Origin of the sequence: Sphaerochaeta sp. (assembly GCA_022482495.1) — a bacterium.
Lineage (GTDB): Bacteria > Spirochaetota > Spirochaetia > Sphaerochaetales > Sphaerochaetaceae > RUG023.
Window position 1 is genome coordinate 207856 of record JAKVPA010000001.1, and the last position, 14066, is coordinate 221921.

At 57.0% G+C, this 14066-nt stretch carries 12 protein-coding genes and 1 tRNA gene; 1 reads left to right on the forward strand and 12 read right to left on the reverse strand.

The genetic code is table 11. The features are described from left to right. Position 1 precedes the first annotated feature (1 nt). Positions 2 to 898, reverse strand: coding sequence for a hypothetical protein (locus LKE28_01030; GenBank protein ID MCH3906861.1), 897 nt, complete (start codon positions 896 to 898; stop codon positions 2 to 4). A 131-nt stretch (positions 899 to 1029) separates the two neighbouring features. Here LKE28_01030 and LKE28_01035 point away from each other — a divergent pair. Further along, a tRNA-Met gene (locus tag LKE28_01035) sits at positions 1030 to 1102 on the forward strand. A gap of 42 nt (positions 1103 to 1144) precedes the next feature. On the opposite strand, the gene LKE28_01040 is transcribed toward LKE28_01035, so the two are convergent. The 11 genes from LKE28_01040 to LKE28_01090 all read right to left on the reverse strand — a co-directional run bounded on the left by LKE28_01040 (position 1145) and on the right by LKE28_01090 (position 13945). Further along, positions 1145 to 1636 (reverse strand): nitroreductase family protein, encoded by a 492-nt coding sequence (locus LKE28_01040; GenBank protein ID MCH3906862.1) that lies wholly within the window; start codon positions 1634 to 1636, stop codon positions 1145 to 1147. A gap of 66 nt (positions 1637 to 1702) precedes the next feature. Beyond that, positions 1703 to 4225 carry an EAL domain-containing protein gene (locus LKE28_01045; GenBank protein ID MCH3906863.1) on the reverse strand — a complete coding sequence of 841 codons (2523 nt, stop codon included), beginning with the start codon at positions 4223 to 4225 and terminating at the stop codon, positions 1703 to 1705. A 68-nt stretch (positions 4226 to 4293) separates the two neighbouring features. Beyond that, positions 4294 to 5133 carry a patatin family protein gene (locus tag LKE28_01050; protein MCH3906864.1) on the reverse strand — a complete coding sequence of 280 codons (840 nt, stop codon included), beginning with the start codon at positions 5131 to 5133 and terminating at the stop codon, positions 4294 to 4296. Continuing rightward, entirely contained in the window at positions 5130 to 5765 is a 636-nt protein-coding gene (locus LKE28_01055; GenBank protein ID MCH3906865.1) for a thiamine diphosphokinase, read from the reverse strand. Before LKE28_01055 ends, LKE28_01050 begins: the two co-directional genes overlap by 4 nt. Before the next feature lie 36 nt (positions 5766 to 5801). Further along, positions 5802 to 6539, reverse strand: coding sequence for a hypothetical protein (locus LKE28_01060; protein MCH3906866.1), 738 nt, complete (start codon positions 6537 to 6539; stop codon positions 5802 to 5804). Further along, entirely contained in the window at positions 6539 to 6826 is a 288-nt protein-coding gene (locus LKE28_01065) for a hypothetical protein (GenBank protein ID MCH3906867.1), read from the reverse strand. Before LKE28_01065 ends, LKE28_01060 begins: the two co-directional genes overlap by 1 nt. Further along, complete coding sequence (locus tag LKE28_01070) at positions 6823 to 9984, reverse strand: efflux RND transporter permease subunit (protein MCH3906868.1); 3162 nt, start codon at positions 9982 to 9984, stop codon at positions 6823 to 6825. The genes LKE28_01065 and LKE28_01070 overlap by 4 nt, the downstream gene beginning before the upstream one ends. Further along, on the reverse strand, positions 9981 to 10907 hold the full coding sequence (locus LKE28_01075) for an efflux RND transporter periplasmic adaptor subunit (GenBank protein MCH3906869.1): 927 nt from the start codon (positions 10905 to 10907) through the stop codon (positions 9981 to 9983). Before LKE28_01075 ends, LKE28_01070 begins: the two co-directional genes overlap by 4 nt. A gap of 12 nt (positions 10908 to 10919) precedes the next feature. Beyond that, on the reverse strand, positions 10920 to 12239 hold the full coding sequence (locus tag LKE28_01080; GenBank protein MCH3906870.1) for a TolC family protein: 1320 nt from the start codon (positions 12237 to 12239) through the stop codon (positions 10920 to 10922). Beyond that, complete coding sequence (locus LKE28_01085) at positions 12236 to 13333, reverse strand: TetR/AcrR family transcriptional regulator (GenBank protein MCH3906871.1); 1098 nt, start codon at positions 13331 to 13333, stop codon at positions 12236 to 12238. The genes LKE28_01080 and LKE28_01085 overlap by 4 nt, the downstream gene beginning before the upstream one ends. A gap of 126 nt (positions 13334 to 13459) precedes the next feature. Further along, a complete protein-coding gene (locus LKE28_01090; GenBank protein MCH3906872.1) occupies positions 13460 to 13945 on the reverse strand; it encodes a ferritin in 486 nt (161 codons plus the stop codon). Between the last annotated feature and the right edge of the window lie 121 nt (positions 13946 to 14066).

Here is a 14066-nt window from a genome sequence, read left to right on the forward strand (position 1 = left end):
CTCAGTCTTTCCACGGGAAGATCATTCCCTTCAGGGAGCGGGGTCCGATGCTTTCGTTTTCCTCATACAGCAGGTCGGCCCACGGCAGATGCTTGCGGTCTGCGCCGGGATTGGCTTCCAGATAATCATACTTCTTCATCAACAGTTTTCCCGCCACCATGCCGGTCAGCTGGATGCCGCCGGTTCCCGGGATCAAGCCGACGGTGAAGACGGAGATCACCGCCTGGACGATGATGTCCAGGGCGCAGAACAGGCTGACTCCGGTATTGTCCGCCACGAAGATGAAACACTTTTTCAGTGTCTTCAGCGGCCGGTCCCCTTCCATCATGAAGTGGAGCGGATAGTAGTACATGATGGCCAGGGAGAACGCCACCGCGACCCAGAACAAAATCACCGTGATGACCAGACCGAACATGTTGCCGTAGGACAGGTAGAACGGCATGACGAAACCGATCAACGCGGCAAGGAACAGCACGACGAGCCAGTACAGGAGCGCATGCCGCCAACTGGTCCGGATCCCCCGCTTGAAGCCTGCCCATCCGACCCGTTCATACCGTGCATAGGCGTGGTTCATCGCGCCCGTTCCCGCCTGCAGGAACGCGAACAAGCCGGCGACCAGGCAAAGGAGGACGACGGACAAGCCGAAATACGGCCCGGCCTGCCCTGCTTCACTCTGCTTCACCGTTTCATTGGCTTTTTCCACCTGGCTGGCCACCACCGTCGTAGGAGTGGCCTTCTCGGTTGTTGTCGCCGAGGCGTTTTCCGTCCCGGCCGCTCCCAACGAGAGGCACCCCAACAAGGCGAACAGCACCACCATGTACAGCAAATTCTGCAGGACGAGCCCCAACAGGTTGTCCCAGCCATCCCAAAACACTTTTTTGATGAAGAAACCGATCATGCTTGTAGAGTAGTAGCAGACGAAGAAAAAGACAACGGGGAAACGGGGAAAACATCAGACAAGAAAATGAGTCGTACCCCCTTGCATGAACAGGCTGATTTCTGATATTGTCACTAGAGCGACAGAATTTTGGCGGCGTAACTCAGCTGGTAGAGTGGCAGACTCATATTCTGTATGTCCGGGGTCCGACTCCCTGCGCCGCTACTCTCGGGAACGATGCTTCTGCATAGTTCCCGTTTTTTGTATTCAGACGGTATGAATCCTGCTTTTGTCGTACCGGTTCACCCGGCTGGTGGTGCGGGCTGCATAGCCGACGGCAATGATGGAGAACGGTTCCAAGGTATGGGGGATGGCAAGCGTCTTGGTCACCCAGTCGATCCGCTCCTGAATCGGCGCGATGCCCAGCCAAACGGCGCCCAACCCTTGGGCTACCGCTTCCAGCAAGATGTTTTCCGTACAGGCAGCCATATCTTGGGCGACAAACTGGGGAAACAGCGCTTTTTTGCGGGAACAGCAGACGATGCCAAGGGGCGCACCGGCAAGACATGCCGCGTCGGGATTGCTCTGGGAAAGCCGGAGAAGCACCGTTTTGTCCTTCACCACGTAGAACTCCCATGGTTGTTGGTTTCCCGCTGACGGAGAAGCCATGGCGCTCTCCAAAAGCATGACGATTTTTGAGTCCGGAACAGGATCGTCACGGAACACCCTCACGCTTTTCCGGTTCAGAATAATATCCATGCGCTGCACCACCTTCGTGTGAGTGTAGCACAAATGGATGATTTCTGCACAAGGGATGGGGATGTGTCAATCGCCTTTTTTCTGCGCTTTCGGCAAATATTTTTGCTCAAACTCCGAAATGGCGATGGGTGGCGAATACACATATCCCTGGATGTAGCTGCAGTCCAGATTCTTCAACGCAACCACCTGGGGGTGCGTCTCGATGCCTTGGGCGATGACGGACAGTCCGAGCGAGCCGGCCATGTTGATCACCCCCTTGACCAAGGTGGTCTTCCGTTCATTCTCCGGGAAACCTTCGGCGAAGAAACTCCGGTCGATCTTGATGGAATCGAAATCCAGCACGCCCAATGCCTGGATGTTGGACGAGTCGCATCCGAAATCATCAATCGTCACCGTGGCGCCCCAGGAGTGGATCCGGTCGATGATCTGCTTGATCACCCCGACATCCTTGTACGCCGAATGTTCTGAGATCTGCAGGTCAAGGTAGGAGACGGGCACCCCACTCTCCCGGACGATCTGCTCGTACTTCCGGAACACCTCGTACCGGTTGACCGCCGTCCGTGAGATGTTCACCGAAACCACTGGCGGCGTGATGCCCTGGGCCAGCCACCGGTTGATCAACATGCACACCTCCTTGAAGACGTACAGGTCGATTTCCGTGATGAACCCATTCTTCTCAAACAGCGGAATGAATTCACCCGGCTGCAACAACCCCAGCTCAGGATTGCGCCAACGGATCAACGCCTCCGCTCCGGAGAGCGTGCCGTCGCTCAGTCTGATTGTCGGTTGCAGATAGACGACGAATTCCTTGTCACGGAGCGCCTGTTGCATCCGCTCCTCTAGCATCCGTTGCCGTTGCATTTCCATGCCGCAAGCGTCGTTGTACAGATAGCAGTGCACATCGGGAAGATAATCGGCCAACGGATTGCCATAGGCAAGCAACGCCTGGCTGGTGATGGTTTCGATTAGTGTTTTGGGATCCCCCCACTTCGCTGCGCAGGATTGCACCACGATGGAATGTTCCCCCAGGTTCCTGCTGTCCACGCCGGAGAGCAGCGTCCAGATCTTCTTCAGCCGGACATACAGCACATCGTTGGATTCCGCCATGACCAGCATGCCGAATTTGGCGTCGCCGAGGTATCCCAGCGTCTCGTTCTCATGCAGGCAGGATGCGATCAAATCATACACCCGTTTGAGGATGGCGTTTCCTTCGCTCCGTCCAAGAACATCCTGGATCATGGCGAACTGCACCAGATCGTAGTGGACAAAGTAATACGACCGGCCCCCCTCCGAGACCAGGCGTTTTGCCTCATCGACGAACCGGTTGGCCGTGTTCCCGTGGGTGATCTCATCCACATAGGCAAGCCGTTTGTAGTAGCGGGCAAACCGGATGTCCTTGAAGTCATTCATGCTGCTGCGCACCGTGACGGCAAACACGATCACGACGAAGCACATCAACCCCCAGCGGTACGGTTCGGTGTTGTCATAGAAACTCTTCGTGTAGAACATCGCCAGGTTGACCGCCGAAGGAATGGCAAGCACCAAGAGGGCCAGGAACGGCGCCACCATCGTCTTGTCATGATAGCGGACCGACTCGGAAAGCACGAACAACGCCAGGATGGCCACCATCACGAAACAGAAGATGTGGGTGGTGACCAGACTGAGGTTCAGCGGCACCAGATTCAGCGCGTACAACGCCAGAATGACGTACAGATAGATGAAATAGGCGTAGATGAAATATCCCAGCGTCTTCCGGTAATGGGGGGAAAGCTCACGGTAGAACAGCGTCAGGAACAACGGCATCACCATGAATGAGAAATGGGACAGCATGTAGCGGAACGACGCGTTTCCCGAAAAGAAGAAAAAGAAATCGGAATCACTGAAAATCCACAGGCTGGACGCCAACGTGAACAATCCCAGATACAGGTAACACTGGTAGTTGAACGCCACTTTCCAGTGCCGGAGGATGAAGTAATAGACCAAAAGCCAGATGGTCAGACAGAGCATCACCAGACAAAAGCCGAACAGATACAGGTTCTGCCGGAAGATTCGGGCCCGAATCGCCCCTACCTGCCCGATCCGTGCCGTGTACAGCTCAAGGTACCGGCCGATACCCTGGTTGGTCAGGGTGACGCGGAGCGTCTTTCCTGCGTATGTCGGATCCAAGGGAATGGTCACCCAATGGCGCCCCAGCTCCTTGCCGAAACGCCCAGGATTTGCCGTCCCCTCTTCGTACACCGCATTCCCGTCGACCGTGACGACAATGTGGAAATGACTGGACAGGAAGGTGATCACCGTTCCGGCAGGAATCTGTTCGGGGAGCACGTGCTCCATCGTCATCGACTCGCCTTCATGGAGCAGATAGGCCTTGTGTTCATATTCCACATTCCGGAAGGAGGGATCTGTCCAGCCGGAGGAATAGGAAGAAGAATCGCCAAAGGACAACAGCAGGTTCTCTTTGGGGATCCGCACCCCAATGCCGATCATCACAACGAACACGACAAACAACACGATAAACCAACCCAGAAACGGTTTGGAAGTTTGTGTAGGTTTCTCCTTCAATGTGTGTCCTGGTCGCCGTTCACTCATACCACCCCCTCATCCTTCTTTTCCTCCACAGTATCACAAGATGCGGGACAAAAAACAAGAAGGAATCATCAGAACGCAAGAAACGGGGCGATGCGCCGAGCGTCCTGGTATCCTTTCAGGTACAAGTCATGGATCTGGGAACGATCCCGCGTCAACGTCTTCATCCCTTCGATGTCATCCGGGGCGACGATCAGGACGCTCCCTTCCCGTTCCAAATCCCGGGCAAGGGAAACCGCATGGTTGTATCGCTCTCCCCTGAGGTTCAGGTTCTCCGCCGTACGGGAAAAATGGTGACGGATCAGAGGCGCCATCCGCTTTTCACGCTTCCCGGTGATGGTCATCGTTTTCGGCCGGGTGAGGATCACCACGACCCGGTCGCAACCCGCTGCCTGAGCCGCGCCAAGAGGGATCGGGTCGGTCAGCGCGCCGTCGAAATACCATCGTCCTGATACGGAAACCGGTTTGCACGCGATGGGGATGCAGGAGGAAGCCATCAACACCGCATAGTCGTTCCGGCGCATGTCGTCTTTGGTGAAATACCGAGGTTTGCCGCTTTGCGCGTCGCTTGCCACGACGATCATCCGGGAGGGATTGGCGCACAACGTGTCATAATCCAGCGGATCCTCCCCTTCCTGACGCGTCAACGTCCCATAGATGTACTGGACATCCAGGTAGGAGCCGGTACGCACCAGATTGGAAAACGACATGTACTGCTTGCGGAACGCGTAATCCTCATAGAACCGCAGGCTTCGGCCCCTCTGTTTGGAGAGAAAAGAAGCGATGTTCCCCGCGCCTGCGGAGACACCGATGCACAGATCAAAACCGATCCCTTGGTCCAGGCAATAGTCAAACACACCACTGCCATAGGAACCGCGGAGGCCGCCTCCGACATCGATGACCGCCGTCATACCGCCTCCCGTCGGGGAAAGCACGGCACCCCGGCATTCCACATCACCAGAATCTCTCCGGATTTGACCGTCACGGAAGCAGGGGCATGCGTGAACGCGTTGCTCACTCCCAGGGGGAAATCTGCGCTGAGTTCCCCATCAAACGGGTAGGAACACCCCTGCAGACTGACCGTCGCCGAAGGACAGCCCCAGGCGAAGACGGAGAAGATACCCGTCAGGCCGGAAGGAAACAGAAGCGTCTCCCGTTTCGCGATGGTGGCCATCTCCCGTCCAACCAGATAACCTTCCACACCATGAGCGTTCAAAAACGCCAATGCGTGGAAATTGGCGATGGTATGGTCCGTCCGCCCTCCCGTCGCTCCGTACAGCAGAAAGCGGGAACAGCCTTTTTCCAGACCGGCACGGATGGCCAGCATGGTGTCCGTATCATCCTTCCGCTCTGGCCGGCGCTCCACCGGCACACCCGTAGGGACGAATCCCAACGAATCAAAGTCCCCGACAACCAGATCCGGCGTGATGCCAAGGCCCTGCAAGGTACGATATCCGGCGTCAGCGGCGACCACAAAATCCCCCTGCTGGGGAGAAATCGGGACATCGACCGGCATGGCGGATATGATCAGACAGGTGCTCATGACTCTATCCTCTTCATTTCCCCGCTCTCTGGCAAGTCATGTATCGCTTACCTTGGCCAGATACGCGGAAACTTCGGAATCCACCGGATACATCCGGCTGGAGGCAAGAAGGTAGGAAGAAGCCGTCTGATGATCCTTCATGCGGTAGCTCGCGATCCCGATGACCCCGCACAGCGACGCGAGATCCCATGAAGCGAGTTTGTCACGGGTCTCTTGGTACAGTTGCACCAGCATGGCCCTTCCCTTGGAGACATCCCCGCCGAACAGCCCCGGGGCAAAGACCAGGTTGTTCGCCTTCAAATAGATGGCGTAGAACTCGTCCGGATACCGCTTGTACGCTTCATCCAACGCCTTCTTTGACGCGATGCCATAGGAAAGATTAGAGCGGTCCGCCAAGAACAGCAACGAATTTGCGTCTGCGGCAAGCGTCAGACGAAAGAAGGAATCTTCAGGGAGACTCTTGATATCTTCCAGCGTCTGCTCCGCCATCGTCTTTCCCTTGGCCACATCCAGCACCGGTCCGTCCTTGATCAACAGGCGGGAACAGGCAAGGGTGGCGCGGATCGACGCCACCTGATCCTCCTGTGTCGCCTGCTGGGTTCGGAAGGTCTCACAAAGGCGCTCGGCTTCCTCGGCGTCCCCTTTGCCACGAACCAGTTGCATCAGTTGTGCGTACGAAGACCGATCCTTGAGAAACGCGTAGGAATCGGTGATCTGTGCAAACCCCACAACGCCGAGGAACAGCAGACAGCAAAGGAACAACAAACGTCGCATCACAGTTCCTCCGCCTCGGAGACGAAACAGGCGATCCCTTCTCCGGGATACTGCCCCCTGAGGTGGTTCAGGATCTTTCGGATCCCTTCCACCTCTTCATCGGAGGCGACGATCATATAGTGGTTGTTCAGCTGCGGCCAGACATCATCCCCCATCTTGGGGAAGCTGTACCCTTTCCCCTGCACTCCTGTGGTGCGGGTATAGTGTTCTCCCACCTTCAGAACTTCCAAATCGTGGAGGAAATCCCCGTCCACCGCCTGACTGATGATAATCTCCAGTTTCTTCATGATTCCTCCTGCCTGACGGAAAGATCCTTGTATTCCTTCTCCATCCGTTTCTGCGCCTTTTTGTCCGCATGTCGGTTGAATATGTAATACAAAACCGGCATGAGGAACAAGGTCATCAACGTTCCGAAACCCAAACCGCCCAACACCGTCTGTCCGATGGGCTGGACCATTGCTGAGCCTTCCTGCTGGGTGAACGCCATGGGGATCAACGCAAGGAGCGTGGTCAACGTCGTCATCAGAATCGGACGAAGACGGCTCTTCGCCGCGTCGACGCAGGCATCCTCAAGCGACTCACCTCGCTTCCGGAGCATTGAAATGTAGCTGATCAACACGATGCCGTTGTTGACGATGATGCCCACCAGGAGCAACAGGCCGACGGCGGTGATCAGGCTGAGCGTCTGGCCGGTGGCAAGATAGATCAGCACGATGCCGATCACCGACAGCGGGATGCAGAACAGGATGATGAACGGGTTCTTGAACGACTCGAACTGGCTTGCCATGATGGCGAAGACCAACAGGATCGCCATGATGATGATCTCTGCGAACGTGGTCAGGCCTTGCTGCAGTTCCTGGTAATCCCCGCTGTAGGTGATCATCACATCACTGTCCTGGGGGATGTTGGCGTCGATCAACGCCTGAATCTCCCGCTGCGTCTTGTCCACCGTGTGGCCGGGACGGATGTTGGCCGTCACGTGGACCACCCTGCTCTGGTCCTCATGGGCGATGGAGATCGGTCCCGTCCCCTGGGTGTAGGTTGCGAAGTTTGACAACGGCACCCGGAGACCGGCGGAACTGGTCACGTACAGGTTGTCGAGATCGGCGATGCTGGTCTTGTCCTTGGGATCCAGGCTGACGATCACATCGATGTCCGATCCCTTGTCATGATACAGCGTCGCCGTGGTGCCCTTGATGGCACTCTGGATCTCAGCGTTGGCCTGGGCGATGGTCACTCCCAGCGCGTACATCCGCTCTCGGTCATAGGTGATGGAAAGTTCGGGCAATCCCTCGGAAAGCGACGAGGTGACATCAGCAAGTGAATCCGTCGCCTGTTTCTCCAACAGCGTCTTGATGGCGTTGGAGGTGGAGACGACCCGGTCCATGTCACTGCTCTTCACGGCGATGTCGATGCCACTGCTTGAACTCAGGCTGGTGGTGCTTTGCTGGATGGAGAACGAAGCCTGGGGGAACAGCGGGAACAACGATTCCAGTTTCGCTTTCGCCGTGGCATCGGTATCCCACCCTTCCTTCCGTTCGGCGCTGTCATACAACGTATAGGAAACGGAGGCGGTGGAGCTTCCGCCGCTGGACATCAACGTGGTGGCCCCCCCGCTGCTCGCCACACTGCTCTTCACCCCGGCCAGTTTGCTCTGGGCCATGGCGTCAAACTGGCGAAGCAGATCATCCGTCACCTCAAGATCCGTACCCTGCGGCATGGTGATGGAGACGGTGACGCTGTTCTCTTCCGATGAGGGCATGTAGATGAACCCGATGTCCCCGATCTTCTTGATGGAGAAGCCGAACAGCAGGAGGATCACCAGAATGACCAGCACCTTGTGGTGCAGCGTCCAGCGCACCGCCTTGGCGTACCCGTTGTCCCACGCGGTGAAGAAACGGGTCATCAGCTTCTGGAACCCTTTCTGGTTCCGTTCCTTGATGTCTCCGATCTTCAGGTATTTGGACGCAAGCACCGGCACCAGAAACAGGGCGACAAGAAGCGAACAGACCAGCGAGAAGACGACGGTGAAGGCCAGGCTGTTGAACACCTGCCCCACCATGCCAAGCTGCCGTTTGTACAGGATCATCGGGAGGAAGACGCAGATGGTGGTCAGCGTGCTGCTGGTGATGGCCATCACCATCTCCTGGGAGCCCAGGACGGCAGCCACCGACGCCTTTGCCCCTTTTTCCCGGTAGCTGAAGATGTTCTCCAGAATAACGATGCTGTTGTCCACCAACATGCCGATGCCCAACGCCAAACCGGCAAGGGTCATCAAATTCAGCGTGAAGCCGGCGAAGTACATCACCCCCAGCGTAATGACCAGGGAGATCGGGATGGAAAGCCCGATGATCAACGTGCTCTTGAAGTTGCGGAGGAAGAACAGCAGCACCAGAATGGCAAGGAGCGCTCCTTGCAAGGCGCTGTCCTCCACCTGCTTGACCGAAGTCCCGATGATGTCGCTGGTGTTGTACGCCTCAGTGATCTCCACCCCGGCAGGCAGGCTCTTGCGAATCACATCAAGTTGGCTGCGCACCGCTTCCGCCGTAGCGACGGTGTTCTTTCCCGTCTGCTTCTGCAATGAGATGTTCACCGCGGGTTTCCCGTTGAAGTAGGCGTAACTGTCCACATCCTTGTAGCCATCCGTCACCGTGGCGACATCTCCCAGAAGAATCCGGCTGACCGTATTGTCCGAACCGGTCTTGTAGGCGATGACGGTGGAACGGATGTCATCCAGCGAAGCGAACTGCCCGTCGGTGGTCACCGACCAGGTGATGCCATCCTCCGTGATCTGTCCGGCGGAACTCTGCAGGTTCTGCGCCGCAAGCATCTGGCTGATGCTGGTCAGCGACAGATGATAGGCATCCAGTTTCTCCTGGGGGATCGTCACCCGGATGGCACGTTCCCGGCCACCGGTAAGCGACGTGGACGCGACGCCGGAGACTTGTTCCAGCCGAGGTTGGACGGTATCCGCCGCAATGGTCCTGAGTTCCTCCGGTCCCAACGTGTCACTGGTCAGCGCCAACGTCATGATGGGGATCATCGTCGGATCCATGCGGACGATCACCGGGCTGGTGGAACCGCTGGGGAGGTAGTTCCGCACCAAATCGATGCGGTCGCGGATGGAATTCACCGCCTGGTCGATGTCAGCATCCATCTCAAACTCCATGATGATGGTGCTGGAACCCTGCGAGGATGTGCTGGATATCTGCTTCAGACCGGAGACGCTGGAGAGGGAGTTCTCCAGCACCCGGGTGAGCTTGTCCTCCACTTCGGTGGGGGACGCGTCCGTGTAGGTGGACTGCACCAACACGTACGGGATGTCCATGTCTGGCAAAAGGTCGATGGGAAGTTTTCCCATCAGATAGCCGCCCAACGCCGTCAGCAGAATAAAGATGATCAGGACGGTCGTGGGATGTTTCACCGCGCTGCGGGTAACGCTCATTGGCCGGCCCCCTTTCCTTGCGAGGTCACCGTCACCGGCGAGCCGTCACTGAGCGTCGCCTGGCCTTGGGTGATGATCACCGAATTCTTGGCCAACCCGGAGACGATCTCCGTCATGCCATCCGCCTGGATGCCGGTCTTCACCTTCATCATTTTCGCCACATTCCCGGAAAGGACGAATATCACCGATCCATCCTCATGGGACACCACGGCGCTGGAGGGGACGAGCAACGCGTTGTCGTGGTGCTGTTCGACCAACAGGATCTTGGCGTACATCCCGGGAATGATCCGTTCATCCGGAGTATCCAGCTTGCAGTACGCCTTGCGCGTCCTGCTCTGTCCGTCCACCACCGGGCTCAGGCGGGTGATGGTCCCTGAGAAAGTCTCATCCGGGTAGGCGGCGAACGAGAGGATCACCTTCTGCCCTTCCTTGACCAGCGAGAGATACCGTTCCACCACATCGAAGTGGATCTCCACGTCCTTGTCCGTGATGATCGTCCCCAGCGACGCGCTGGGGGACGCCATGCCACCGACCTGGGCGGAGAAGGACAACAGTGTCCCCTCCATCGGGGAGGTGACGTCACTGGGGTGGTAGTTCATCCCCGGGCGGGACTGGTCGATCCGGGCGACCACCTGGCCTTTGGTCACGTGGTCCCCTTCCCTGACCAGCGTCTCGACAATCTTCCCGCTGGTTTCCGGGAGGATCACCATGGTGGTGACGGGATACACGTCCCCGCTGAACGACCGGTAGCTGGTGATCGGACCAACCTTCACCGGTTGGGTGCCCACGGGAATCGCTTGCGGCTGGCTCACCTCGGTTGTAGCCGGGGTTGCCTCTGCCGTCTTGGTTCCCGTCAGCCGGTCACAACCGGCCAGGAGAACAAACGACGCGATGGAAATGATCGCGATGGTGTGATGCTTCATGATGATTCCTCCCTACAGGTTCGTCCGCGTGGCGTACTGGAGATCCAGCAAAGCGGACAGGTAGTTGTATTGTTCATTCAACCGGGCGAGTTTCGCCTGATTCAGCTGGGCTTCACTGTCTCGGACGTCCAGCAGTTCCGTCGTCCCCGCCTGGTAGGCGGCCAGTGTCATGTCGTAGGAGCGCTGTGCGAGCTGGATGGAGTCTTCGCTTGCCGCGATGGCTTGCTTGGAAGCATTCAGCGTGTCGTACAGCTTTTTGATCTCCATCCGTGCGTTGTCCACGGCAAGTTCCCGATTCAACACCAGTTTCTTCCGGTTCTCTTCCAACGAGGCGACATTCTGCCGCGCCTTGGACCAGGGAAGCATGGCAGAGAGGTCCCAGGCCAACGAAATGCTCGGAGCGGAACCCGCGTCGTACCAGTTGTCCCCATCCCCCCAATCACTCGTCACATCCCCCAGGTACGGTTGCCAGGAGAGCGAGACGGAAAGGGACGGGACCCAGATCTGCTGGTCCAGCGCCTTCCTTTGGGAATCCAGAATGGAGAGCTGGCTGTCCAGCGCGGAAATATCGAATCTCCGTGGCACGGCATCCAGTCCGGTCTTCTCTTCCGGCACGGAGAGCTCCGTGTCAATGGATCCTACGAGTACCAGGTCATCCCCGTCATCCAACCCCAACAGGAACGCGAAGTTGTCCATCTGCTGGGAAAGGGCCTGCCGCGCCTTCAGCGTGCTTGCATTGGTGTTTTGGTAGCTCACCTGGGCCTGCAGGGCGGAAAGCTCCGTGGCATACCCTTTGGTGTACAGGTCCTCAGCCTGGTCCATCCTGGCCTTGGCGTTCTCCAAGGCGCTCTCCTGGATGGCCATAGACTCCTGCTGCAACAAAATGGCGTAGAACAGCTTCTTGACGTTCCGTTCCATCTGAGCCTTTGCCTCGGCGTAGGTGATCTGTCCTGCCGCCAACTGCCGCTTCGCCGTCTCCATGTTGGTGACCAGCGCCGGATTGAAGGCGAAACTCACCGAAAGGCCGAAGGTGAACGATGTGGTGGGGTCAGTATTGATACCCATGGTAGGGTTAAGGCTAGCTATCTTTTTCGTCACCGATGACGCTTCATTGGCATGGGAAATCGTCGCCGTGGTCTGCACAGTGGGAAGCATTCCGTTCCAGCTGTTCTTCTCTGCGCGCTGTGCCGACTGCAGGTCGATGGCCGAACTCTGCAGGCTCTTGTTGTTGGACATGGCCAACGCCACCGCCTTGTCCGCCGTCACCTCAATGGCTCCCAGAGGCAGCAGCATCGCCAACGTGATGGCCAACATCCATCGTATCTTGTTCATAGGACCTCCCTGTCCGATCCACGGGAATACCGGGACAACATCGAAATGGCATGCGCATCGCATGCATCCTTCCCCCACCCTGACTCTGTCGGGTGCATTGGGGGAATCAATGGAAGAAACAACGCCAGTTCCCCGGCGTTGGGTTGTATCGCGGAAAGCTCATTTCTCCAGAAACGGAGATGCGGATACGGTTCAAGCACGGATGGATGGAGGTACAACGCCGGGGCGGAGACGAACGCGTACACCCGGGAAAGCCACGGCCGTGCGAAATAATAGGCGTTCGTCGTCCCGAAGATGGTGATAACGGCATCCTCGATTTCCTTCACTACGGAAAGCCGCCCATCGAGAAGCTTCAGGAAACGGGCGACCTCATCCTTGCCCGTTTTGCTGATCATCTCTTCCTTGTTGGCGAACTGGTAATAGAACGAACTCTGCGCCAAGCCCGTCTCCTTGGCCATCCGCCCCATGGTGACGCCTTGGATGCCATAGGTGGAGAACAGACGGTTCAGGGCGGACAGGTTCCGGTCGGAGGCCAATTGGGAAGGATCGACATCCATTTCACTCCACTTCCTGGGGGTGACATTGACGTTCAGGCCGAGCCCATGATCATACCACCGGCGCACCCGGGCGACGAACGCCGGAATTTGTTCCTGGGGAAGATCATTGCAGATCACCTCATGGAACGCCATGGGGAAAAAGACACCAGCGCGGAAGGCCAGTTCACTGCGCGCATCCTTCTTTCCTTCCAGTCCGAATACCGGACCGATGTGGAACAGCGGTGGACGGTCAGGCCCAAACAGGAGATGCGCGTAGACGTACAGGGAACCCTTGCGGGCGATCAACTCCGACGTGAAAGCGGCAAGCGGGTCGCTTCCCTCTTCCAGGACACGCCGGCGCATCTGGGACGCCTCATCGCGAAGGTACGCGTCCACATCGTGGAGCAACGCGTCCTTGTTGGGGAAATAATGGAAGATCGCCGTCTTGGAGATTTCGACATCCGATGCCACCTTGTCCAGCGTGACAGGATCGAACGGATGGATGGACTGCCGTTTCAGCGTCGCCCAGATGATGGCTTGTCTCGTATCATTTCCCATGGTAGTTACCGAATATTCGGTAAGATATCAAGCCTCCGGGAAAAATACAATACGTTTCACCGAATTCCCATAAAAAAAGCGCGGAACCTAACGTTCCGCGCCATGATGCAGACCGAAGTATCGGAATTACTTCCGCTCTCCAGCAGCCTTGTCCAGCAAATACAGTGTCTTCGGATCGGAGCCGTACATCTCGAACTGTCTGACCTGATTGCCGGCATCCAGCTCTTCCTCGCCCTGTTCCTTGATGAACCAGCCCAGGAATTCCTGTGTGCGATAATCCTTCGAATCCTCGGCGGCGGCATAAATGTCGTTGATCGAGGCGGTGATGTATTTCTCATGAGCCAGACCAGCCTTCAGCGGGTCGATCAGCTCTTTCATCGGTACATTCGGTTTTCCAATGGCTTCCAACGTGACATGCTGTCCGTTTTCGCCAAGGTACTGGATCATCTTCTTCGCATGCTCAAGCTCTTCACCAGCCTGAATGCGGTACCAGCTCGCATACCCAAACAAACCCTTCTCAAAGTAGAAATCCGAAAAATCGAGATATAGGTACGCGGAGTAGAACTCTTTGTTTACCTGGCTGTTGAGCAGTTCAGCAACTTTCTTGTCCATGACAAACTCCTTCGGCGGCATCATACAGGATTTACATCCCCCCGCCACTGTTAAACATAGGCATGCGAGGCGGATAAGTCAACAGTTTTCCTTGCATCCAAGGCCTTTTCGTCAGTATACT

Excerpts from the sequence above, each read along its gene's own strand:
- LKE28_01070 (MCH3906868.1), bottom strand. The coding sequence starts at position 9,984 with ATGAGCGTTACCCGCAGCGCGGTGAAACATCCCACGACCGTCCTGATC.
- LKE28_01050 (MCH3906864.1), bottom strand. The coding sequence starts at position 5,133 with ATGACGGCGGTCATCGATGTCGGAGGCGGCCTCCGCGGTTCCTATGGC.
- LKE28_01055 (MCH3906865.1), bottom strand. The coding sequence starts at position 5,765 with ATGAGCACCTGTCTGATCATATCCGCCATGCCGGTCGATGTCCCGATT.
- LKE28_01065 (MCH3906867.1), bottom strand. The coding sequence starts at position 6,826 with ATGAAGAAACTGGAGATTATCATCAGTCAGGCGGTGGACGGGGATTTC.
- LKE28_01090 (MCH3906872.1), bottom strand. The coding sequence starts at position 13,945 with ATGGACAAGAAAGTTGCTGAACTGCTCAACAGCCAGGTAAACAAAGAG.
- LKE28_01045 (MCH3906863.1), bottom strand. The coding sequence starts at position 4,225 with ATGAGTGAACGGCGACCAGGACACACATTGAAGGAGAAACCTACACAA.
- LKE28_01040 (MCH3906862.1), bottom strand. The coding sequence starts at position 1,636 with ATGGATATTATTCTGAACCGGAAAAGCGTGAGGGTGTTCCGTGACGAT.
- LKE28_01085 (MCH3906871.1), bottom strand. The coding sequence starts at position 13,333 with ATGGGAAATGATACGAGACAAGCCATCATCTGGGCGACGCTGAAACGG.
- LKE28_01080 (MCH3906870.1), bottom strand. The coding sequence starts at position 12,239 with ATGAACAAGATACGATGGATGTTGGCCATCACGTTGGCGATGCTGCTG.
- LKE28_01060 (MCH3906866.1), bottom strand. The coding sequence starts at position 6,539 with ATGCGACGTTTGTTGTTCCTTTGCTGTCTGCTGTTCCTCGGCGTTGTG.
- LKE28_01075 (MCH3906869.1), bottom strand. The coding sequence starts at position 10,907 with ATGAAGCATCACACCATCGCGATCATTTCCATCGCGTCGTTTGTTCTC.
- LKE28_01030 (MCH3906861.1), bottom strand. The coding sequence starts at position 898 with ATGATCGGTTTCTTCATCAAAAAAGTGTTTTGGGATGGCTGGGACAAC.